The sequence below is a fragment of the Streptomyces longisporoflavus genome, assembly GCF_014649775.1.
Taxonomy (GTDB): Bacteria; Actinomycetota; Actinomycetes; order Streptomycetales; family Streptomycetaceae; genus Streptomyces; species Streptomyces longisporoflavus.
Window position 1 is genome coordinate 1 of the sequence record NZ_BMTR01000051.1, and the last position, 19,911, is coordinate 19,911.

A 19,911-nucleotide genomic window follows, 5' to 3' on the forward strand; every position below is an offset into this window, starting at 1 on the left:
GCCGATGGTACTGCAGGGGGGACCCTGTGGGAGAGTAGGACGCCGCCGAACTATTATTAACGGGAAACCCCCGCACCCTCTGGGTGCGGGGGTTTTCTGCGTTTAGGGTCGAGTTATGCGATACGACCTGGTCATCTTCGACAATGACGGCGTTCTTGTGGACAGCGAGCCGCTTTCCAACGCCATTCTCGCCGCCTATTTGACCGAGCTCGGTCACCCCACCACGTACGAGGACTCCCTGCGTGACTACATGGGGGGTGCGGTTCATCGCGTACACGATCTGGTTTTCGAGCGCAGTGGGCAGCGGTTGCCCGGGGATTTTGATGTGGCGTTCCATGCTCGTGTCTTCGAGGCTTTCGAGCGGGAGCTGGAGCCCGTGGCGGGGGCCGTCGACGTACTGGAGAAGTTGGTGGCCGGCGGGGTGCCTTACTGCCTGGCCTCGTCAGGGAGTCATGAGCGAATTCGGGTCGGGCATCGGAGGACCGGGCTCGATCGGTGGTTCGATGACGAGCGGATCTTCAGCTCTGAGGACGTGGGGCGGGGGAAGCCGGCGCCGGATCTTTTTCTGTACGCGGCCGAGCGTATGGGCGTGGCGCCCGAGAAGTGTGTGGTCGTCGAGGACAGTCCGCTGGGGGTCCAGGCCGCTCTGGCGGCGGGGATGGACGTCCTCGGGTTCACCGCCATGACGCCCGCGGAACGGCTCACAGGGGCCACCGATCTCTTCGGAGACATGGGGGAGTTGGCTGACCTGCTCGTATGACGTGGGCCGGCCGGGAGGTCGGGTGAGGCTGCCGTACGGGCCGCCGTGGGGGCCTACACGCTGCCCGTCGACACCATGGTCTGGCTCGGGGCGCCTCTTGCGGCGGAGGCCGGGGAATTGGGTGGGTGATCTATCTACCCACCGGTAGTCCGGGGTCCTACGCTCTCCAGCCATGACAGTTGAGGTGCGGCGCGGCAGGGCCTCTTTGGCGTTCAGCTTCCTGGTGCAGGGCGTCACCTTCGCGTTGCTGGTGACGCGGATTCCCGCCATTCAAGATCGGTACGGGATATCCGACGGCCTGTTGCCGGTGTTCCTCGCCGCCGTGCCGATCCTCGCGGGGGTCGGGAGCGTGGGTACGGAGTGGCTGGTCAAGAGGGTGCCGCCGAGCCGTGTGCTGCGGTGGGCGCAGCCCGTGGTGCTCCTGGCGCTGCTCGGGGTCGGCGCGGGTGACTCCCTGTGGCACGTGGGCGTGGCGCTCGGGGCGTTCGGGCTTGCGGTGGGGGCGCTCGACGCCTCGATGAACATGCTCGGGGTGAGCCTCCAGCGGACGTACGGGCGCAGCATCATGCTGGGGTTTCACGCGGCGTACAGCCTGGGCGGGATCGTGGGGGCCTCGATCGCGTGGGCGGGGGCGCACTGGGATCTGTCGCTCTTCGTCTCCTATCTGCCGGTGGTCGTGGTGCTGCTGCCGGCGGCGCTGGTGGGCAGTCGTTGGTACGTCGACGCCGTCTCGGGCGGTGATGCGGGCGCCGCCGGTGAGGGGAAGGGCGGGCCCGTCGTCTTCAAGCTGCTGTTGCCGCTCTGCCTGGTGATGACCTTCGCGTACATCGGGGATTCGACCGTCTCCAACTGGAGCGCGAAGTACTTGCAGGACGTGCTCGGGAGTTCGGAGGAGGTCTCGACCGTCCCCTACAACGTCTACATGGTCATGACCCTGCTCGGTCGGGGGCTCGGGGACCTGGGCGTGCGGCGGTTCGGGGCCGTGGCGGTGGTGCGGGCCGGGTCGGTGGTGGGCGCTCTCGGGTTTGCGATCGTGGCGGCGGCGCCCGGCGCGTGGACCGGGATTCTGGGCTTCACGGTGCTCGGGCTCGGGCTGTGCGTGATCGTTCCGCAGACCTTCGCTGCTGCGGGGCGGCTCTTCCCCGGGGCTTCGGATGCCGCTGTCGCGCGGCTCAATGTCTTCAACTACGTGGGGTTCCTGATCGGTTCGCCGCTGGTCGGGGCGCTCGGGGATGCCTGGAACTACCGGGCGGCGATGCTCGTTCCCATGGTGTTGGTGCTCGCGACCTTGTTGTATGCCCGTTCCTTCGCCCCGGGAGCGGACCGATACGGTGACGGGCATGAGCGGGCGCGCACAGCTGATGTGGGACGAGGCAGTAACGGGCTATGACTTCGGTCCTGAGCACCCCATGGACCCGGTCCGGCTCGCGCTGACCAGAAGTCTGGTCGGTGCCTTCGGGCTCGACCGTGAGGTGGAAGTCGTCGCGGCCAAGCGTGCCGGTGACTCGACGCTGCGGCTCGTGCACCGCGAGGACTATGTGGACGCGGTCAAGGCCGCCTCAGCCGATCCGGCGTCGGCGGACGGCAGCTATGGCCTCGGGACGCCGGACGATCCGGCCTTCGCGGGGATGCATGAGGTGTCCGCGCTGATCGCCGGGCAGTCGGTGGGAGCGGCGGAGGCGGTGTGGCGCGGTGAAGCGCTGCACGCGGTGAACTTCGCGGGCGGGCTGCATCATGCGATGCCGGGGTCCGCCTCGGGGTTCTGCATCTATAACGACGCCTCGCTGGCCATCGCACGCCTGCTCGAACTGGGTGCCGAGCGGATCGCGTACGTGGACGTGGACGTGCACCACGGGGACGGGGTGCAGGCGTCCTTCTGGGACGATCCGCGGGTTCTGACGATCTCGATGCACGAGCATCCGCGGACGCTGTTTCCGCAGACCGGGTGGCCCGAGGAGACCGGGGCCGCCGGGGCTGCGGAGGGCTCGGCGGTGAATGTGGCGCTGCCGGCCGGGACCGGGGACGCGGGATGGGTGCGGGCGTTCCACGCTGTCGTGCCGGAGTTGCTCGCGGAGTTCAGGCCGCAGGTGCTCGTCACTCAGCACGGGGCCGACACGCACTTCGAGGACCCGCTCGCACACCTCGCCGTTTCGCTCGATGCGCAGCGGGCGGTGCAGGTGGCCTGCCATGAGCTGGCGCACTCGTACGCCGAGGGGCGTTGGGTCGCTCTGGGCGGGGGCGGGTATGCCGTGGTGGATGTCGTGCCCCGGTCCTGGACGCATCTGACCGCCATTGCCGCGGGGCGGGAGATCGAGCCCGCGGAGATGATTCCGGAGGCCTGGCGGCAGGAAGTCTTCGCTCGTACGCGCCAGTTGGCCCCCGCGCGGATGAGTGACGGGCGGTGGCCCGTCTCCTGGGCGGACTGGTCCGAGGGATATGACCCCGCCGACCGGCTCGACCAGGCGGTGCTTGCCGCTCGCCGGGCGGCGTTTCCGTTGCGGGGGCTTCTGCCGTAGGGGGGCGCTTCGCGAAAGGCCCGTACGCGATTTCCTCGGGGCGCCTGACGGGTTGGACGGGCTGGATTATCGGCCTGTTAGCCCAACTGTGGGGGATTTTTGGGGTTTTGCGGGTGCGGGCCAGCTCGCTGCGGCACGCTCGCAGCGTGTTGAGCACCGGAGCGTTGCGCGCGCATCTGTTGGCTGCCCGCCTTGCCGGGCCCGTGGCCACCCTGCGGGAAGAGAGCCTGCGGAACTATCGGCTCTTCGCGGCCCGGGACCCCCGGATACTGCTGGGGCTCGATCCCGAGTGGAGTTGGGGTCCTGGTGACCTCCTGGGGCTGATGGCGGACAAGTGCGGGGTCTCCGCCGACCCGCGGCACACCTCGGGGGCCGATGTCATCGACCCCGAGCGGACGCTGGCCGCGCTCGACGCCTTCGCCGAGAGGCTCGCGGACGCGGCGCGAAGGCGGCTTCCCGTGCTTCTCGGGACGGGTCATCCGCACCGTCTCCTCGGCTTCTACGCCGCGCTGGCGGACGCTTTGTCGTCGGCGGGGTGCACCGTCCTCACCCCTGCGCAGGGCAATAGTGTCGACATAACGACCCGGTTCGGCCTACGCACGTACAACCTTGACTACGTACAAGGAGTCGCGCTGGTGCGTGAACCCGGCGCGCGTCCGGCCGGGAGTGAGACCGGCGCGCACACCCATTCTCCGCTCCCGGTTCGGGCCGCGCTCGCGGCCGCCGCGGACGTCGGGGGGCGGCTTCCCGAGCTCGTCATCGGGGACCACGGGTGGGTCTGCGGGGCAGGTCAGCTGGGGTTCGAGGCGATCGGTCTGGCGGATACGGATGATCCCGCGCTGTTCGTCGGAGAGGCCGAGGGGCAGGTGTCCGTCGTCGTTCCGCTTGATGACGCTGTGCGATCTGATTACTACCGACCGCTTACTCGCTATGTACTCAATCGAGCGTGTCTGTCACAGTAGGCGGCCGATCGCTACTCCTCTTCCCCACTCGCATCATCCGCCCCTAGTCTGGTGAGTGAGCGCGCAGAGACGAAGAGTCACCGGAAGGGGAAGCCGGTGCCCGTCATGTGCGGAAGGTTCAGGTGGGGTGTCATGGCTGCAGACCAGAGGCCGCTGAACGAGGTTCAGTTCCTGACCGTGGCGGAAGTCGCCTCGGTGATGCGAGTGTCCAAGATGACCGTGTACCGCTTGGTGCACAGCGGTCATCTGCCCGCCATCCGGGTCGGGAGGTCCTTCCGGGTCCCGGAGCAAGCGGTTCACGAGTACCTCCGCGAGTCCTATGTAGGGGTCGAGGCGGGCTGACAGGAGTCGATCGATCCCCCTCGATTACGTCCCTCACGCGGGGGCGGGTAGGCTAGGGCCGACGTAGGTCGTGTGGGCCCAGTCAGCTGCCCCGCACCGAGTGATGAGAAGTGAGCGAGGGTAGTCGTGGGCTCTGTTATCAAGAAGCGGCGTAAGCGGATGGCCAAGAAGAAGCACCGCAAGCTGCTGAAGCGCACCCGCGTTCAGCGTCGCAACAAGAAGTAAGCGACAGCTGTACAGCGCGCATCGAAGTCCTCCCGCCATCCGGCGGGAGGACTTCGGCGTTTTCGGGGTGCTGGGAGGGGCGTTTTCGGGTACCCGCCGGTTGCCGGGGCGTCTTCCGGCCGGTTTTCGGGCGGTACCGGACCGTTCGGGGGCTTGTTTCGAACGTACGCTCTGGGCAGGATGTGCGTCCCGATCCGGCGTACGTCCTGGTCTGGGCATACGGCCAGGTCCGTGCGCCTGTGTCGGGGCTGTCGTCACTTCCTGCATCGGGCGGTCATCACAGCGCAACATCGACCCGCTAGCGTGTGCCAGGAGAAAAATGACGGGGCGCGGCAGGACTTCGAGGGCTGGGGAAGGCAGGCGCTGATCTTGGGCAAGGTCGTGCTCGTGACCGGGGCGGCCCGACCGCTGGGCGGGCGGTTCGTCCGACGCGCGCTGCGGGACCCCGATGTCGACCGGGTGGTCGCCGTGGACGCGGTTCCCCCCGAGCACCATCTGGGCGGTGCCGATTTCGTCCAGGCCGACATCCGGCAGCCCGCGATCGCCAAGGTGCTCGCTGAGTTCTCCGTCGACACGGTCGTGCACATGGACGTGACGGGCACCGCGCTGGCCGGCAGCAATCGCGGCTCGCTGAAGGAAACCAACGTCATCGGCACCATGCAGCTGCTCGGTGCCTGCCAGAAGTCGCCCACGGTCAAGCGGCTCGTGGTGAAGTCGAGCACCAACGTGTATGGCTCCGCTCCGCGCGACCCCGCGGTCTTCACCGAGACGACCCCGCCGAAGTCGCTGCCGAGCGGTGGCTTCGCCAAGGACACCGTCGAGGTCGAGGGGTACGTACGCGGGTTCGCGCGCCGCCGCCCGGACGTGGCGGTCTGCGTGCTGCGCTTCGCGAACATCCTGGGTCCCACCGCGGAGTTCCCGCTGGCCGAGTACTTCTCGCTGCCGGTCCTGCCGACCGTATTCGGCTACGACCCGCGGCTGCAGTTCGTGCACGAGGACGACGCGATCGAGGTGCTTCGCCTCGGGGCACGCGAGCCGGAGCGCGGGACGCTCAACAGCGGCACGTTCAACATCGCGGGCGACGGTGCGCTGCTGCTCTCGCAGTGCGCGCGGCGCCTGGGGCGTCCGACGCTGCCGGTGTTCATGCCCGCGATCACCTGGGTCGGCCAGGCGCTGCGCACCCTGGGCGCGACGGACTTCTCGCCCGAACAGATCAGGCTGCTCACCCATGGCCGGGTCGTGGCCACCCGGCAGATGCGCGAGACACTGGGCTTCAGCCCCAAATACACGACCGCGGAGACCTTCGCGGATTTCGCACGCAGTCGGGGTCCGGGACTTCTGCCGCCGCAGGCCGTCGCGGGGGCCATCGACCGGATCGCCACGCTGCCCCTCGCGGGCAACCAGAGCGCCAACTGAGGAGAGCGTCAACGATGGCGGACGCCAAGGTCATTCCGTTCGACGACGACCGGTCGCGCGCGGGTGCGCAGCGCCCGTCGCGGCGCAGGGGCGCGGCCCGGCGCAAGAACGATCCGGCAGCCGTGCGTGACGTCACGGCCATGCCGAGCCAGCAGGACGGGGAGCCGCAGGTGGAAAGGGCCGAGCCGCAGCCTTCGCGGCAGGAGGCCGCGGGGCCGGGGGCAGCGGCCGGGGCCGTGCCGGAGCCGCGGGGCGGTGGCGGCGGCCTGGAGCGGCGCATCGCGGGAGGCCTCGCGTTCCTGCGCCGGCGGCTCACGGGCGACTACGAGGTCGACGACTTCGGCTACGACGAGGAGCTCACGGACCAGGTCCTGATGTCCCTCGTGCGGCCGCTGTACGAGAAGTACTTCCGCGTAGAGGTGAAGGGCATCGAGAACATCCCCGCCGACGGCGGGGCGCTGATCGTCTCCAACCACTCCGGGACGCTGCCGCTCGACGGTCTGATGATGCAGGTCGCCGTGCATGACAACCACCCCGCGGGGCGGCATCTGCGGCTGCTCGCGGCGGACCTCGTCTTCATGCTGCCGGTGGTCAATGAGCTGGCGCGCAAGGCGGGGCACACGCTGGCGTGCGCCGAGGACGCCGAGCGGCTGCTTGAGCGGGGCGAGCTGGTCGGGGTGATGCCGGAAGGATTCAAGGGCATCGGGAAGCCGTTCAGCGAGCGCTACAAGCTGCAGCGGTTCGGGCGCGGCGGGTTCGTCTCCACCGCGCTGCGGGCGGGGACGCCGATCGTGCCGTGCTCGATCGTGGGGGCGGAGGAGATCTACCCGATGATCGGCAACGCGAAGACGCTGGCGCGGGTCCTCGGTTTCCCCTACTTCCCGATCACGCCCACGTTTCCGTGGCTCGGGCCGCTGGGGGCGTTGCCGCTGCCGACGAAGTGGACGATCCAGTTCGGGGAGCCGATTCCGACGGACGGGTATCCGCCGGAGGCGGCCGAGGATCCGATGCTGATGTTCAACCTGACCGATCAGGTCCGGGAGCAGATCCAGCACACGTTGTACAAGCTGCTGGTGCAGCGGCGGTCCGTGTTCTTCTGAAGGGCCGGAAGAAACGAGCGCCGGAGGGTCCGATTCGTCGGACCCTCCGGCGCTCGCTTGCAGCTGTCTACTGCGCGTCCTCCTCGTCGATCCCGAGGCCCGGCAGCAAGCCGGGCAGGATCGGCGGCACCGTGACGTCCGGCTTCGGGGTCGGGGTCTCCTTGCCGGCCGTGTCGCCGTCCGACGGGCTGGTCGGGGTGGCGTCGGACTTCGGGGGCTCCAGAAGGCCCCCAGTGTTGCCGCCCAGCAGACCGTCGCTCTCGCCCTTGTCCGGTGCCGACGGGCGGGGCTCGCCCTTGTCGGCGCTCGTCCCGTCCCGCGGCGAGGAGTCCGGGGCCGAGGGGCTGTCCGGGGTCGAGGAGCCGGAGGACCCGCCCTGGCTCGGCCGGCTGGAGGTGTCGTCCTTGTCCGGGGTGCGGGGGAAGAGGGAGCGCAGCGGCTCCACTTCCTGGTCCATCGCGTCGAAGACCGAGTTCACCTGCTCGCCCACGTCGCCGAGCTGGACGGGCAGCCTGCTCTGCAGGTCGCGCCAGCTTCGGCGGTGTGACTCGGAGAAGGCGGACAGGGTCTGCATGGGACCGAGCGAGCCGTCGCGTTCGTACGCCTCGTGCAGGAGGCGGTGGCCTTCCGTGGCGTCGTGCCGCATGCCGGAGAGGGCCCGCCTGATCTCGTTCAGGGATTCGTGGTCGAGCTCGCCGGAGCGGCCCCGCTCCATCAGCCGATGGGCTTCGTTCAGGCGCGTCGAGGCGTGGTCGAGATAGATCCCGCCCTTGTCGCTGTTGCCGTCGGCCATGCCGAGCTTGAGGTCCTCCATGCCGCGCTTCAGGCCGTACAGCGAATCGCCCGGCAGTGCGTCGGAGCTGGCGGCGGCCACGCCGCTGAACGCCCCCGCGGCCACGCCGACGGTGAGCCCGCCCGCGGCGATGCCCTTCGACAGCCTGGAGCGCGGTTTCAGTTTGCGCAGCCCCGTGGCCCGATGGGCGCCCTTGCGGGACCGCTGTTCGGGCACCGAGGTGCCGATGGTCCCACCGCCCGCGGCCGTGCCCTCGAGGAGCATGGCTTCCATGGCGGCTACGAGCTGGGCCCGCTGGACCACTTTGACCTCGGGATCCAGCTCCGGCTTCGGCAGCTCGCCGAGGCCGTTCGCGAGCGTCAACATCCGCTCCGAAGCCGTCTGTTCGGACGGCGCGGAATCGGGTGTGACGGAACCTTCGGTCTGCTCGGCCGCCGGGCCCTGGTCGGATTGCTCCTCAAGGGCTTGGGCGAAGGCGTTCGCCCGCCGGTGTGCCGATACGTTCGCGATCACTGGCGGCACCTCCTCTCGTCATGACGGTCGACTCCCCAGGGGGTCCTGAGGGTTGCACGACCTGAGCACTTCCACACGATCGAGTGAGCGGAGGTAATCAGGGGGCGACCACAGGGAGCCTGCATCCCGCACAACGAGCGTCGCGGCACTTGGGTTACGGACGGAGGATGATCGGACCGCCCTAATTCCGCGACGGCCATCTGGCCGCGACGGAGGGTGAGTTGGAGACTCCGTAGGGCTACAGAGGGCTATCGGTGTGGTTCGGCGCTAGCGCGCGTCGTCCGGCAGGAGCCGGGCGAGGGTGCGGACCGCGCGGTACTGGAGGGTCTTGATCGCGCCCTCGTTCTTGCCCATCACCCGAGCGGTCTCGGCGACCGAGAGGCCCTGCAGGAAGCGCAGGGTCACGCATTCCTGCTGCTGGGGGTTGAGGCGGCGCACGGCGTCGAGCAGTGCGGCGTTGGAGAGGGACTCCAGGACGGAGTCCTCGGGGCTGCGCTCGACCTCGTTCGCGTCGAGCATTTCGCCGGTGGTCACTTCGAGGCGGAAACGGCTCGATTTGAAGTGATCGGCGACCAGGTTGCGGGCGATCGTGACCAGCCAGGCGCCGAAGTCGCGGCCCTGCCAGGTGAACGTGCTGATACGGCGCAAGGCGCGCAGAAAGGTCTCGCTGGTGAGGTCCTCGGCGGTCGCCTTGCCGCCGACGCGGTAGTAGATGTAGCGGTAGACCGTGTCGCTGTACTGGTCGTAGAGACGGCCGAAGGCGTCGGACTCGCCCGCCTGGGCGCGTTCGACGAGTTCCATCATGCGGGCGCTGTCGCTGTCCGCGGCGGGACGGCGGTGGGTGGGGGTTGAGGTGGCGGCAGAGGCGGAACGAGCCCGTCTGCTGACCGCCGCGCCGCTGTCCGCCAGGGCGTAGAGCGGCCCGGCGGGTGTGGGGACGGCAAATGCGGGGACGGCGGGGCCGGCGTACGCGGTGGGGACGAAGCCGCGCAAGCGGTCGGCGACCGTTGCGCGCAGCGTAGCCAGGCCCGAGGCGTCAACCCCGACGTGTGGGTACACGGGACTCCCAGAGGCAGAGCTTCCATCACGTGCAGTGCGGAACCGTTCACCCGTCGTAGCGACGTGTGGGGTCCGTAATGCGTCTGAGGAGAATAACGCTTCGTACAGGCGGCACTACACCCAGTTGCTCAAATCACCGATTACGTCGCTTCTGTTACCGGTCGATGCCCGTTCAAGTAGCGCAGAGTGAACGCTTATTGATCGAAATGGGTCACATTCCGGCTAAGCGTGGTGCGTGTTGTGGTCGAGTGGTACCAACGTGACTGGCTGGAGCCGGGCCGGGGTATGACCGAGAGAATGTTCAGTGGCGGCGGCGGTGCAGGGCGATGGCCGCGGCCGTGCCGCCCGCCAGGGCGCCGACACCCGCGGCGGCCGGGATGCCGACCTTGGCCGCCTTGCGGCCGGTGCGGTAGTCCCGCAGGCGCCAGTCCCGCTCGCGCGCGTGCTTGCGCAGCTTGGCGTCGGGATTGATCGCGTACGGGTGCCCGACGAGCGAGAGCATCGGGATGTCGTTGTGCGAGTCGCTGTACGCCGCGCAGCGGGCCAGGTCCAGGCCCTCCGCCGATGCCAGCGCGCGGACCGCCTCGGCCTTCGCGGGGCCGTGCAGGGGCTCGCCGACGAGCTTTCCCGTATAGATGCCGTCCATGGACTCGGCGACCGTGCCGAGGGCGCCGGTCAGGCCGAGGCGGCGGGCGATGATCGTCGCGGTCTCCACCGGGGCGGCCGTGACCAGCCAGACCTTCTGGCCCGCGTCCAGGTGGGCCTGGGCGAGGGCGCGCGTGCCGGGCCAGATGCGCTCGGCCATGTACTCGTCGTAGATCTCCTCGCCGATGGACATCAGCTCGGCGACGCGGTGGCCTTTGACGATGGACAGCGCGCTGTCGCGGGCGTCCTGCATGTGCTCGGGGTCCTCGACGCCCGCGAGCCTGAACCACGCCTGCTGCCACGCGAATCGGGCCAGCTCCTGGCGCTCGAAGAACTTCCGCTTGTAGAGCCCGCGGCCGAAGTGGAAGATCGCGGCGCCCTGCATCACGGTGTTGTCGAGGTCGAAGAAGGCGGCGGCCTTGTCGTCGCCGACGACCGGGAATTCCGGTTCCGCCGGTTCCGCCGGCGCTTCCGGCGCTGCGGCCGCGGCCAGGTCGTCGAGCGCCTCCAGCTCCTGGGAGGTCTTGCGCGCTGCCTCAGCCGAGGCCTCGCCTGCCAACACGCTCCGCGCGGTGGCGGAGCGCCTACGGGGGGTGAGCCATCCGAGAGCGGCCATGTCGTGAGCATAGCTAGTTCGTTCGGTCGTTCCGGAGTCGGCAGGATTCCACGCCGTGAACTCTCCGCGACCGCACCGTTAAACGGGCGGGCGGATCGCGGGGCGTGCGGCGCGTCGGCGGGGCGAGAATGGGGTCATGAGCCCGATTTTTCGCCGTACGGAGAAGAAGAAGCCCGCGGACCGGACGGTCACCTTGATCGGCAAGCCCGGCTGCCATCTGTGTGATGACGCACAGCTGGTGATCGAGAAGGTCTGCGGCGATCTCGGAGTCGCGTGGGAGAAGAAGGACATCACGCGGGACGAAGAGCTCAACCGGGCCTACTGGGAACAGATCCCGGTGGTTCTGGTCGACGGGGAGCAGCACACCTTCTGGCGCGTCGACGAAGACCGGCTGCGTCGCGAGCTCGCTCCGTAGTCCCGATCGTGACTGACCGACGAGTCCAAACAGCCCGAATGGTCCCTTAGGATCGTGGGCGGTTTGGTCTCGGGGGCGATGATCGTGAGGAGAGTGTGCGGTTTTGCCCCCATCAAATGAGCAACGCCGCTCCCTGTGCGCCGGTTCCGCAAATGCGCGCCGGGGGCGCGTGACCCCGGTCACGTTGGCCGGGCAAATCGGACACTATCTTTGTGCACGCGTTCACAAAGACATAGCCTGCATTCGACGGGGCGGTCTGGGGACGTGTGACCGCCTGCAGCCCCGCTCTACCCGCAGGAGCACCGTGGCAACTGGCCGAACTCACCGACCGGCGACCCGCAGCCGAGGGATTCCCGAGGCCACCGTCGCCAGGCTTCCGCTGTACCTCCGAGCCCTCACCGCACTGTCGGAGCGCTCGGTGCCCACGGTCTCCTCCGAGGAGCTCGCGGCCGCCGCGGGAGTCAACTCCGCGAAGCTGCGCAAGGACTTCTCCTACCTCGGTTCCTACGGGACGCGCGGCGTCGGCTACGACGTCGAGTACCTCGTCTACCAGATCTCCCGCGAGCTCGGCCTGACGCAGGACTGGCCCGTCGTGATCGTCGGCATCGGTAACCTCGGCGCGGCGCTCGCCAATTACGGCGGGTTCGCCTCGCGCGGCTTCCGTGTCGCGGCGCTCATCGACGCCGACCCGGCGATGGCGGGCACGCCCGTCGCGGGCATGCCGGTGCAGCACACGGACGACCTCGAAAAGATCATCAGCGACAACGGCGTCTCCATCGGCGTCATCTCCACCCCGGCGGGCGCCGCCCAGCAGGTCTGCGAGCGGCTCGTCGCCGCCGGAGTGACCTCGATCCTGAACTTCGCGCCCACCGTTCTCTCCGTGCCCGACGGCGTCGACGTACGCAAGGTGGACCTCTCCATCGAGCTGCAGATCCTCGCCTTTCACGAGCAGCGCAAGGCCGGCGAGGAAGCCTCGGACGACGGTGTCGTGCCGCCCGTCGCCGCCAAGCAGCAGCGGAAAGGACCCGACGGGGACGTCCCCGCCGTGATGCCGGCATGAGTCTTCTCGTCGTAGGGCTGAGTCACCGCAGTGCTCCGGTGAGCGTGCTCGAGCGGGCCGCCCTGGCCGCCGACGCGCAGGCCAAGCTCCTCCAGGACGCCCTCGCCGCCGAGCCCGCCGCCGAAGCCGCCGTGCTCGCCACCTGCAACCGCATCGAGCTCTACGCCGACGTGGACAAGTTCCACGCGGGCGTCGCCGAGCTGTCCACGCTGCTGGCCCAGCACAGCGGGGTCGGCCTGGAGGAGCTCACTCCTTATCTCTACGTCCATTACGAGGACCGGGCCGTCCACCATCTGTTCTCGGTGGCCTGCGGTCTGGACTCGATGGTCGTCGGCGAGGGCCAGATCCTCGGCCAGATCAAGGACACCCTCGCGCGCGCCCAGGAACTGCACACCGCGGGGCGCCTGCTCAACGACCTCTTCCAGCAGGCCCTGCGGGTCGGCAAGCGCGCGCACTCGGAGACCGGCATCGACCGGGCCGGGCAGTCGCTCGTGACCTTCGGCCTCGAACAGCTCGCCGGGCGCGAGCCGGTCGAGACCTGGGTCAAGGGCAAGCGCGCCCTGGTCATCGGCGCCGGATCGATGTCCTCGCTCGCCGCGGCCACGCTCGCGCGGGCCGGGATCGACGAGGTCGTCGTCGCCAACCGCACCTTCGAGCGGGCCCACCGCCTGGCCGAGATCCTGACCGCGGGCGCCACCGGCACCGTGGCGCGCGCCGTGCCGATGGACGAGGTGGCGGCCGAACTGACACGTGCAGATGTCGCCGTCTCCTGCACCGGCGCCACCGGCCTCGTACTGACCGCCGAAGCCGTCGCGGCCGGCGTCGCCGACCGCACGGGCGCGTCCGTCACGGTGGGCGCACCGGCACCGCGTGTACCCGCGACAGGTTCCGCGTCCCCCTCCGCTCCGTACGACACCGCCTCTGGCACCGACACCGACGAGGCGTGCCCGCTCGGGCTCTCCGGCGACGGTGCCGCCGTGCCCCGCGGCGTCGGCTTCTCCGTCATGGGCGAGGACGCCGTGGCCGGGATGGACGCCGCGACCCTCGAACAGCACGCCGCCTGGGTGGACAACGCTCCCGCCGCGCGCCGCGACGACCCGCAGCACGAGGCCGACACCATCGCCGCGCTCGCCGCGACCGTCGCCGCCACCGGACGGGTGCCCGAGAACCGCCGCAGGCCCTCGCTCGTCGAGACGGGCAACGTCCTGCTCGCCCTGCTCGACCTGGCCATGCCCCGCGACATCGACGCGGCCGTGCACCGCATCGAGGGCGTGCGCCTCGTCGACATCGAGTCGCTCGCCGACGCGTCCGCCGACGCCCCGATGGCCGACGACGTGGAGCAGGTCCGCGCGATCGTCTCCGACGAGGTCGCCGCCTTCGGCGCCGCACAGCGGGCCGCGCACATCACGCCGACCGTGGTCGCGCTGCGCACCATGGCCGCCGACGTCGTAGCCGGCGAGATGGCGCGGCTCGACGGACGGCTCCCCGGACTCGCGGAGAAGGAGCGCGCGGAGATCACCCAGACCGTCCGCCGCGTCGTCGACAAGCTCCTCCACGCACCCACCGTGCGGGTCAAGCAGCTGGCCGGCGAGCCCGGCGGCGCCGGGTACGCGGACGCGCTGCGCACCCTCTTCGACCTCGACCCGCAGACGGTCGCCGCCGTCAGCAGGGCCGACAAGATCAACGAAATCACCGACCAGAACGACCAGAACGCATCAGCGACAGATCCGAATCGAGGCCGGGCATGACCGAGAGGGCACTCAGGCTCGGGACACGGCGCAGCAAGCTGGCCATGGCCCAGTCCGGGCAAGTGGCCGAGACCGTACGCCGGTTGACCGGCCGCCCCGTAGAGCTCGTGGAGATCACGACGTACGGCGATACGTCCCGTGAGCACCTGGCGCAGATCGGCGGCACCGGCGTCTTCGTGACCGCCCTGCGCGACGCGCTGCTCGGCGGCGAGGTCGACTTCGCCGTCCACTCGCTCAAGGACCTGCCGACCGCGCAGCCGGACGATCTGGCCCTGGCCGCGGTGCCGCCGCGCGAGGACCCCCGTGACGTGCTCATCGCGCGCGACGGGATGACGTTCCCGGAGCTGCCGAGCGGCGCACGCGTCGGCACGGGATCGCCCCGCCGCATGGCGCAGCTCAACGCCTACGCCCGCAACCACGGGCTTGCCATAGAGACCGTGCCGATCCGCGGGAACATCGACACCCGCATCGGATTCGTGCACAAGGGCGAGCTCGACGCCGTCGTACTCGCCGCCGCCGGACTCCACCGCGTCGGCAGGATCGACGAGGTGACCGACTTCCTGTCGGTCGACACAGTTCTGCCCGCCCCCGGCCAGGGGGCACTGGCGATCGAATGTGCCGCGTCCAACGCGTCACTGACCGCCGCGCTCGCCGAGCTCGACGACCCGTACACCCGGGCCGCCGTGACCGCCGAGCGATCCCTGCTCGCCGCCCTGGAGGCCGGCTGCAGCGCACCTGTGGGAGCGCTGGCCGACCTGTTGGCCGACGGGCAGATTGTCAAGGAAATGCGCCTGCGCGGCGTCGTCGGGGCAACCGACGGCTCGACGCTGGTGCAGCTGTCCACCACCGGTCCCGTGCCCGAGACGCATGACCAAGCCTTGGCGCTCGGCCGTGAACTCGCTGCCGAGATGCTTGCCAAGGGCGCGGCCGGTCTGATGGGGGAGCGAGCACTTTGAGCCCCACCTCGAACCTTCCCGGCCTTCCCGCACACGGGCACGTCACCTTCCTTGGTGCCGGACCCGGAGATCCGGGACTACTCACGCTGCGCGCCGTGGAGGCGCTGGCCCGAGCGGACGTACTGATCGCCGAGCCGGATGTGCTCGACGTCGTCCGCGAGCATGCCAGGGGAGGTGTGGACACACCTCGGCCAGGGGTAGTTGACGACGCATCAGCGATCGCCGAAGCGACCTCTGTGCGAGCCGCGACCAATCTTGTCATGGAGGCGGCCAGGGGCGGCAGGCGGGTCGTGCGTGCCGTGAGCGGCGACGTCGGCCTCGACACGTACGCGGCCGAGGAGATGCTCGCCTGCGCCGCCGAAGGCGTCCCCTTCGAAGTCGTGCCGGGCATCGCGGCGGCGGTCGGTGTACCCGCCTACGCGGGTGTTCCGCTGCGCGACGCTCAGGGCACCGACGTGCGTTTCGTCGACGCGCGCACCGCTTCCGACCGCTGCTGGAGCGAGGTGGGAGCGTCCGACGGGACCCTGGTCGTGTCGACTTCCCTGGACTCCGTGGCCGCGGCGGCCGGTGAACTGGTGTCGTCCGGGCGCAAGCCGGACACCCCCATGACGGTCACCATCGCCGGTACGACGACGCGGCAGCGCACGTGGCAGGCGACCCTGGGCACGATCGCGCAGGTCCTCAAGCAGGCGAAGGTGCTGCCCTCGCCCGACGGAGGCCGGCCCGTCATAGCCGTGGTCGGCGAGCGGTCCGCCGCCGCCCAGCGAGACCAGCTGTCGTGGTTCGAGTCGAAGCCGCTCTTCGGGTGGCGGGTGCTCGTGCCGCGCACGAAGGAGCAGGCGGCCTCGCTCTCCGACCAGCTGCGTTCCTACGGCGCGGTGCCGCACGAGGTGCCGACCATCGCCGTGGAGCCGCCCCGGACGCCGCAGCAGATGGAGCGCGCGGTCAAGGGGCTCGTCACGGGCCGCTACGAGTGGATCGCCTTCACCAGCGTCAACGCCGTCAAGGCCGTACGCGAGAAGTTCGAGGAGTACGGGCTCGACGCGCGCGCCTTCGCCGGGATCAAGGTCGCGGCGGTCGGCGAGCAGACGGCCGCGGCGCTCATCGCCTTCGGCGTGAAGCCCGACCTGGTGCCCAGCGGCGAGCAGTCGGCCGCGGGTCTCCTGGAGGACTGGCCGCCCTACGACCCGGTCTTCGACCCGATCGACCGTGTCTTCCTGCCGCGGGCCGACATCGCCACGGAGACGCTGGTCGCCGGGCTCATCGACCTCGGGTGGGAGGTCGACGACGTGACCGCCTACCGGACGGTGCGCGCGTCGCCGCCCCCGGCGGACACGCGTGAGGCGATCAAGGGCGGCGGCTTCGACGCCGTGCTCTTCACGTCCTCGTCGACCGTGCGGAACCTCGTCGGCATCGCCGGCAAGCCGCACAACGTGACCGTCATCGCGTGCATCGGTCCCGCCACCGCCAAGACCGCGGAGGAGCACGGGCTCCGGGTGGACGTGATGGCTCCGGAGCCTTCCGTCCACAAGCTGGCCGAGGCGCTTGCCGAGTTCGGCACGCGGCGTCGTATGGCCGCTCTGGAGGCGGGGGACCCCGTCACCCGGCCCAGCGAGCGGCGGCCCGGATCCCGTAGGCGGCGTACGGCACCCTGAGGCTCAGGCGTACCGTTAATCACCGGCTTCGCCGAGTTCGTCCTCAAACGCCGGACAGGCTGGATATCCCAGCCTGTCCGGCGTTTGAGGTTGGGTCTGGGGCGGGCCGGAGTGCCAGACACAGCGTGAGGTGAGAGAGACAGTGACCACCAAGTACGGATCCTTCCCCGGGGCCAGGCCCCGCCGCCTTCGGACGACCCCCGCCATGCGGCGCATGGTCGCCGAGACGCGCCTCCACCCGGCCGACCTGATCCTGCCCGCGTTCGTCCGCGAGGGAATCAGCTCCCCCGTGGAGATCGGTGCCATGCCCGGCGTCGTCCAGCACACCCGCGACAGCCTGAAGAAGGCCGCCGTCGAGGCGATGGAGGCCGGCGTCTCCGGGATCATGCTCTTCGGAGTGCCGGAGGAGGACAAGAAGGACGCGGCCGGGACCGTCGGCACCGATCCGGACGGGATTCTCCAGGTCGCGCTGCGCGATGTGCGCGCCGAGGTCGGTGACGACCTCATCGTCATGTCCGACCTGTGCCTGGACGAGTTCACCGACCACGGACACTGCGGTGTCCTGGACGCCGAGGGGCGCGTCGACAACGACGCCACCCTGGAGCGGTACGCCGAGATGGCGCAGGTCCAGGCCGACGCGGGCGCCCACGTGGTGGGCCCGAGCGGCATGATGGACGGTCAGGTCGGGGTCATCCGCGACGCGTTGGACCAGGTCGGGCACGAGGACGTGTCCATCCTGGCCTACACCGTCAAGTACTCCTCGGCCTTCTTCGGCCCCTTCCGCGAGGCCGTCGGTTCCTCCCTCAAGGGTGACCGCAAGACCTATCAGCAGGACCCGGCCAACACCCGTGAGTCCCTGCGGGAGCTTGCGCTCGACCTCGAAGAGGGCGCCGACATGGTCATGGTCAAGCCCGCGGGGCCTTACCTGGACATCCTGGCGCGGGTCGCCGACGCCGTGGACGTGCCGGTCGCCGCGTACCAGATCTCCGGTGAGTACTCGATGATCGAGGCCGCCGCCGAGCGCGGCTGGATCGACCGTGACCAGGCGATCATGGAGTCGCTCACGGGCATCAAGCGTGCGGGCGCGAACATGATCCTCACGTACTGGGCGACCGAGGTGGCGCGGAGGCTCTGAGACCCCGCCCGAACGACGGGCTTGACCTCAAGTTTGCTTGAGGTTCCAGGATGGTGTGCATCGACGTTCCGATGTCCGAGGAGCACACCATGCACGCTGTCGTCCTGCACGAGTTCGGTCCCGCCGAGAACCTGACGTACGAGGCCTGGCCCGACCCCCTCGCGGGGCCGGGCCAGGTGCGGATCGCCGTACGCGCGGCGGGAGTTCACCACGTCGAGACCGTCATGCGGCGCGGCGAGGCCAGCGACATGGCGCCACCGCTGCCCGAGCTGCCCTCCGTGTTCGGCGGGGAAGTCGCGGGGATCGTCGACGCGGTGGGCCCCGGTGTGGACGCCGCCTGGCTTGGCCGGGCCGTCGTGACCCCGCGCAGTGCGCCGGGCGGTTACGCCGAACTCGCGGTGGCCGACCTCGCGCAGCTGCACGAGGTGCCGGACGGGCTCGGGTTCGAGGCCGCGGTGACCATGGTGATGACCGGCGCGACGGCCATGGGGCTCCTGGACGCCGCTCGGCTCACCTCCGACGACGTGGTGCTTGTGACGTCCGCCGCCGGTGGTGTCGGACGGCTCGTGGTGCAGTACGCCCTGTCCGTCGGGGCGGTGGTGATCGGCGCCGCGGGCGGGACCGACAAGGTCGAGGCCGTCTGGGAACTCGGCGCCGACCTCGCCGTCGACTACAACGAGCCCGGCTGGGCGGACCTCGTGCGGGAGCGGCTCGACGGGCGTGCGGTGAGCGTCGTACTGGACGGGGTGGGCGGCGAGAAGTCCGCCGCCGCGTTCGGGCTCATCGGCAGGGGCGGGCGGTACGTGGTCATCGGCTGGTCCTCGCAGGAAGGGTTCGAGCCGGACGCGGATGTGGTGGAGGAGCGGGGGATCACCGTCACCAACGCGCTGATGCAGCTGCTCGCGCGTCCCGAGGACGGCCCCGACCAACAGCGTCGGGCTCTTGAGGCCGCCGCCAAGGGGGAGTTGGTGCCCGCGGTGCAGGTGTTCCCGCTGGCGCAGGCCGCACAGGCCCACGCTGCCATGGAGCGGCGGCAGACGACCGGGAAGGTCGTGCTGGTCCCGTAGGGCCGACCGGGCGCCTAGGACTGCTTGAGCAGGGTCACCAGGCGGGAGAGACCGTCGGCGCCGTGCCCCTCGTCGACCGCGCGGTCGAGAAGGCCCTGGAAGGGCTCGAACAGGTCGGTACGCAGCCCCTGTTCGGCGTACGCCTGGAGGAAGTTGGTGAACGCCTCGCGGTTCATGGCGAGGTTGGACACGTCGGTGAGGTGCTGACCGGCGTCGACCGCAGTGGCCGTCTCCGGCACGATCGCGTCCGTCATCGCCGCGACCCAGTCCCTCAGCAGCGGCGCGAACTCGCGGGCCGGGATGCCCTCGCTGCCGATCAGCGCGTACGCCTGCGCCACGCCCATCGTCATCCCGTACATCCCGGTCAGCAGGGAGAGGTCGTACAGGGCGGCGAGGCCGGGGTCCTTGCCGGCCCACTTGGTGTCGGCGAGGGCCTGGAGGGTGGGGCGGTGCGTCGCGAAGGCGGCTTCGTCGGTGCCGCTGTAGAGGATGTACGCGCCGGGCGTCGCGATCATCTGCGGTACGGCCATGATGCCGCCGTCGATGTACGTGATGCCGTGGTCCGCGGCCCAGGCCGCCAACTCCCTTGCCTGGGCGGGCGTTCCGTTCGTGAGGTTCACGAGGGTGCGGCCCTTGAGGGCGGCCGCCTCGGGCTCCAGGAGGCTGCGCACGCTGTCGTTGGTCGTGAGGCAGACGATGACCAGGGGGGCGGCCTCGATCGCGTCCTTCGCCGTGTCGGCCGGGGCCGCCCCCTGCGCCGCGAGGGGGCCCGTCTTGGCTGCCGTGCGGTTCCACACGGTGGTGGGATGGCCCGCCTTGAGGAGCGCGGCGGCCAGCGCGCTGCCCATGAGGCCGAGGCCGAGGACGGTTACGGGGGACTGGGCGGGCTGTGCGGGCATGGCAGGGGTACTCCGATCGGAGGTGTGGG

19 protein-coding genes are annotated in these 19,911 nt (G+C 70.0%); 15 read left to right on the plus strand and 4 right to left on the minus strand.

The features are described 5' to 3' along the window. Nucleotides 1-115 precede the first annotated feature (115 nt). The 8 genes from IE226_RS41350 to IE226_RS41385 all read left to right on the plus strand — a co-directional run bounded on the left by IE226_RS41350 (nt 116) and on the right by IE226_RS41385 (nt 7,321). Nucleotides 116-760 carry an HAD family hydrolase gene (locus tag IE226_RS41350; RefSeq protein ID WP_190086681.1) on the plus strand — a complete coding sequence of 215 codons (645 nt, stop codon included), beginning with the start codon at nt 116-118 and terminating at the stop codon, nt 758-760. A gap of 172 nt (nt 761-932) precedes the next feature. Beyond that, nucleotides 933-2,150: an MFS transporter gene (locus IE226_RS41355; protein ID WP_190086682.1), complete on the plus strand. Its 1,218-nt coding sequence runs from the start codon at nt 933-935 to the stop codon at nt 2,148-2,150. Further along, nucleotides 2,101-3,276 carry an acetoin utilization protein AcuC gene (locus IE226_RS41360; RefSeq protein ID WP_190086683.1) on the plus strand — a complete coding sequence of 392 codons (1,176 nt, stop codon included), beginning with the start codon at nt 2,101-2,103 and terminating at the stop codon, nt 3,274-3,276. Before IE226_RS41355 ends, IE226_RS41360 begins: the two co-directional genes overlap by 50 nt. A gap of 146 nt (nt 3,277-3,422) precedes the next feature. Further along, nucleotides 3,423-4,238 (plus strand): phosphatase, encoded by an 816-nt coding sequence (locus IE226_RS41365; protein ID WP_190086684.1) that lies wholly within the window; start codon nt 3,423-3,425, stop codon nt 4,236-4,238. A 132-nt stretch (nt 4,239-4,370) separates the two neighbouring features. Further along, a complete protein-coding gene (locus IE226_RS41370; RefSeq protein ID WP_157869005.1) occupies nt 4,371-4,580 on the plus strand; it encodes a helix-turn-helix domain-containing protein in 210 nt (69 codons plus the stop codon). Nucleotides 4,581-4,706: 126 nt separating this feature from the next. After that, nucleotides 4,707-4,805: a 30S ribosomal protein bS22 gene (locus IE226_RS41375; RefSeq protein WP_003948845.1), complete on the plus strand. Its 99-nt coding sequence runs from the start codon at nt 4,707-4,709 to the stop codon at nt 4,803-4,805. Between the two features lie 369 nt (nt 4,806-5,174). After that, nucleotides 5,175-6,221, plus strand: a complete 1,047-nt coding sequence (locus IE226_RS41380; protein WP_190086703.1) for an NAD-dependent epimerase/dehydratase family protein — start codon at nt 5,175-5,177, stop codon at nt 6,219-6,221. Between the two features lie 14 nt (nt 6,222-6,235). Then, nucleotides 6,236-7,321: a lysophospholipid acyltransferase family protein gene (locus IE226_RS41385; RefSeq protein WP_190086685.1), complete on the plus strand. Its 1,086-nt coding sequence runs from the start codon at nt 6,236-6,238 to the stop codon at nt 7,319-7,321. 67 nt (nt 7,322-7,388) lie between these two features. On the opposite strand, the gene IE226_RS41390 is transcribed toward IE226_RS41385, so the two are convergent. The 3 genes from IE226_RS41390 to IE226_RS41400 all read right to left on the minus strand — a co-directional run bounded on the left by IE226_RS41390 (nt 7,389) and on the right by IE226_RS41400 (nt 10,947). Continuing rightward, nucleotides 7,389-8,627 carry a DUF5667 domain-containing protein gene (locus IE226_RS41390; RefSeq protein WP_190086686.1) on the minus strand — a complete coding sequence of 413 codons (1,239 nt, stop codon included), beginning with the start codon at nt 8,625-8,627 and terminating at the stop codon, nt 7,389-7,391. Nucleotides 8,628-8,894: 267 nt separating this feature from the next. Further along, entirely contained in the window at nt 8,895-9,686 is a 792-nt protein-coding gene (locus tag IE226_RS41395; protein ID WP_190086687.1) for an ECF subfamily RNA polymerase sigma factor, BldN family, read from the minus strand. Nucleotides 9,687-9,987: 301 nt separating this feature from the next. Then, complete coding sequence (locus tag IE226_RS41400; protein ID WP_190086688.1) at nt 9,988-10,947, minus strand: HAD family hydrolase; 960 nt, start codon at nt 10,945-10,947, stop codon at nt 9,988-9,990. Nucleotides 10,948-11,083: 136 nt separating this feature from the next. Between IE226_RS41400 and IE226_RS41405 the strand changes: the two genes are divergently transcribed. The 7 genes from IE226_RS41405 (at nt 11,084) to IE226_RS41435 (ending at nt 18,983) form a co-directional block, all read left to right on the plus strand. Next, entirely contained in the window at nt 11,084-11,362 is a 279-nt protein-coding gene (locus tag IE226_RS41405) for a glutaredoxin family protein (RefSeq protein WP_190086689.1), read from the plus strand. A gap of 304 nt (nt 11,363-11,666) precedes the next feature. Next, entirely contained in the window at nt 11,667-12,422 is a 756-nt protein-coding gene (locus IE226_RS41410) for a redox-sensing transcriptional repressor Rex (protein ID WP_190086690.1), read from the plus strand. Beyond that, nucleotides 12,419-14,170, plus strand: a complete 1,752-nt coding sequence (locus IE226_RS41415; RefSeq protein WP_190086691.1) for a glutamyl-tRNA reductase — start codon at nt 12,419-12,421, stop codon at nt 14,168-14,170. The genes IE226_RS41410 and IE226_RS41415 overlap by 4 nt, the downstream gene beginning before the upstream one ends. Then, nucleotides 14,167-15,126, plus strand: a complete 960-nt coding sequence (hemC, locus tag IE226_RS41420; RefSeq protein ID WP_190086692.1) for a hydroxymethylbilane synthase — start codon at nt 14,167-14,169, stop codon at nt 15,124-15,126. Before IE226_RS41415 ends, hemC begins: the two co-directional genes overlap by 4 nt. Next, nucleotides 15,123-16,781 carry a bifunctional uroporphyrinogen-III C-methyltransferase/uroporphyrinogen-III synthase gene (locus IE226_RS41425; protein ID WP_190086693.1) on the plus strand — a complete coding sequence of 553 codons (1,659 nt, stop codon included), beginning with the start codon at nt 15,123-15,125 and terminating at the stop codon, nt 16,779-16,781. Before hemC ends, IE226_RS41425 begins: the two co-directional genes overlap by 4 nt. A gap of 142 nt (nt 16,782-16,923) precedes the next feature. After that, nucleotides 16,924-17,916 (plus strand): porphobilinogen synthase, encoded by a 993-nt coding sequence (gene hemB / locus IE226_RS41430; RefSeq protein WP_268251323.1) that lies wholly within the window; start codon nt 16,924-16,926, stop codon nt 17,914-17,916. An 89-nt stretch (nt 17,917-18,005) separates the two neighbouring features. After that, a complete protein-coding gene (locus tag IE226_RS41435; protein WP_190086694.1) occupies nt 18,006-18,983 on the plus strand; it encodes a zinc-binding dehydrogenase in 978 nt (325 codons plus the stop codon). Nucleotides 18,984-18,997: 14 nt separating this feature from the next. Here IE226_RS41435 and IE226_RS41440 read toward each other — a convergent pair whose 3' ends face one another. Further along, the gene (locus IE226_RS41440; RefSeq protein WP_190086695.1) at nt 18,998-19,882 is read right to left on the minus strand and encodes an NAD(P)-dependent oxidoreductase; all 885 of its coding nucleotides are present in this window, start codon (nt 19,880-19,882) and stop codon (nt 18,998-19,000) included. Between the last annotated feature and the right edge of the window lie 29 nt (nt 19,883-19,911).

Excerpts from the sequence above, each read along its gene's own strand:
- IE226_RS41360 (WP_190086683.1), top strand. The coding sequence starts at position 2,101 with ATGAGCGGGCGCGCACAGCTGATGTGGGACGAGGCAGTAACGGGCTAT.
- IE226_RS41440 (WP_190086695.1), bottom strand. The coding sequence starts at position 19,882 with ATGCCCGCACAGCCCGCCCAGTCCCCCGTAACCGTCCTCGGCCTCGGC.
- IE226_RS41415 (WP_190086691.1), top strand. The coding sequence starts at position 12,419 with ATGAGTCTTCTCGTCGTAGGGCTGAGTCACCGCAGTGCTCCGGTGAGC.
- IE226_RS41350 (WP_190086681.1), top strand. The coding sequence starts at position 116 with ATGCGATACGACCTGGTCATCTTCGACAATGACGGCGTTCTTGTGGAC.
- IE226_RS41400 (WP_190086688.1), bottom strand. The coding sequence starts at position 10,947 with ATGGCCGCTCTCGGATGGCTCACCCCCCGTAGGCGCTCCGCCACCGCG.
- hemC (WP_190086692.1), top strand. The coding sequence starts at position 14,167 with ATGACCGAGAGGGCACTCAGGCTCGGGACACGGCGCAGCAAGCTGGCC.
- IE226_RS41370 (WP_157869005.1), top strand. The coding sequence starts at position 4,371 with ATGGCTGCAGACCAGAGGCCGCTGAACGAGGTTCAGTTCCTGACCGTG.
- IE226_RS41355 (WP_190086682.1), top strand. The coding sequence starts at position 933 with ATGACAGTTGAGGTGCGGCGCGGCAGGGCCTCTTTGGCGTTCAGCTTC.
- IE226_RS41405 (WP_190086689.1), top strand. The coding sequence starts at position 11,084 with ATGAGCCCGATTTTTCGCCGTACGGAGAAGAAGAAGCCCGCGGACCGG.
- IE226_RS41435 (WP_190086694.1), top strand. The coding sequence starts at position 18,006 with ATGCACGCTGTCGTCCTGCACGAGTTCGGTCCCGCCGAGAACCTGACG.
- IE226_RS41385 (WP_190086685.1), top strand. The coding sequence starts at position 6,236 with ATGGCGGACGCCAAGGTCATTCCGTTCGACGACGACCGGTCGCGCGCG.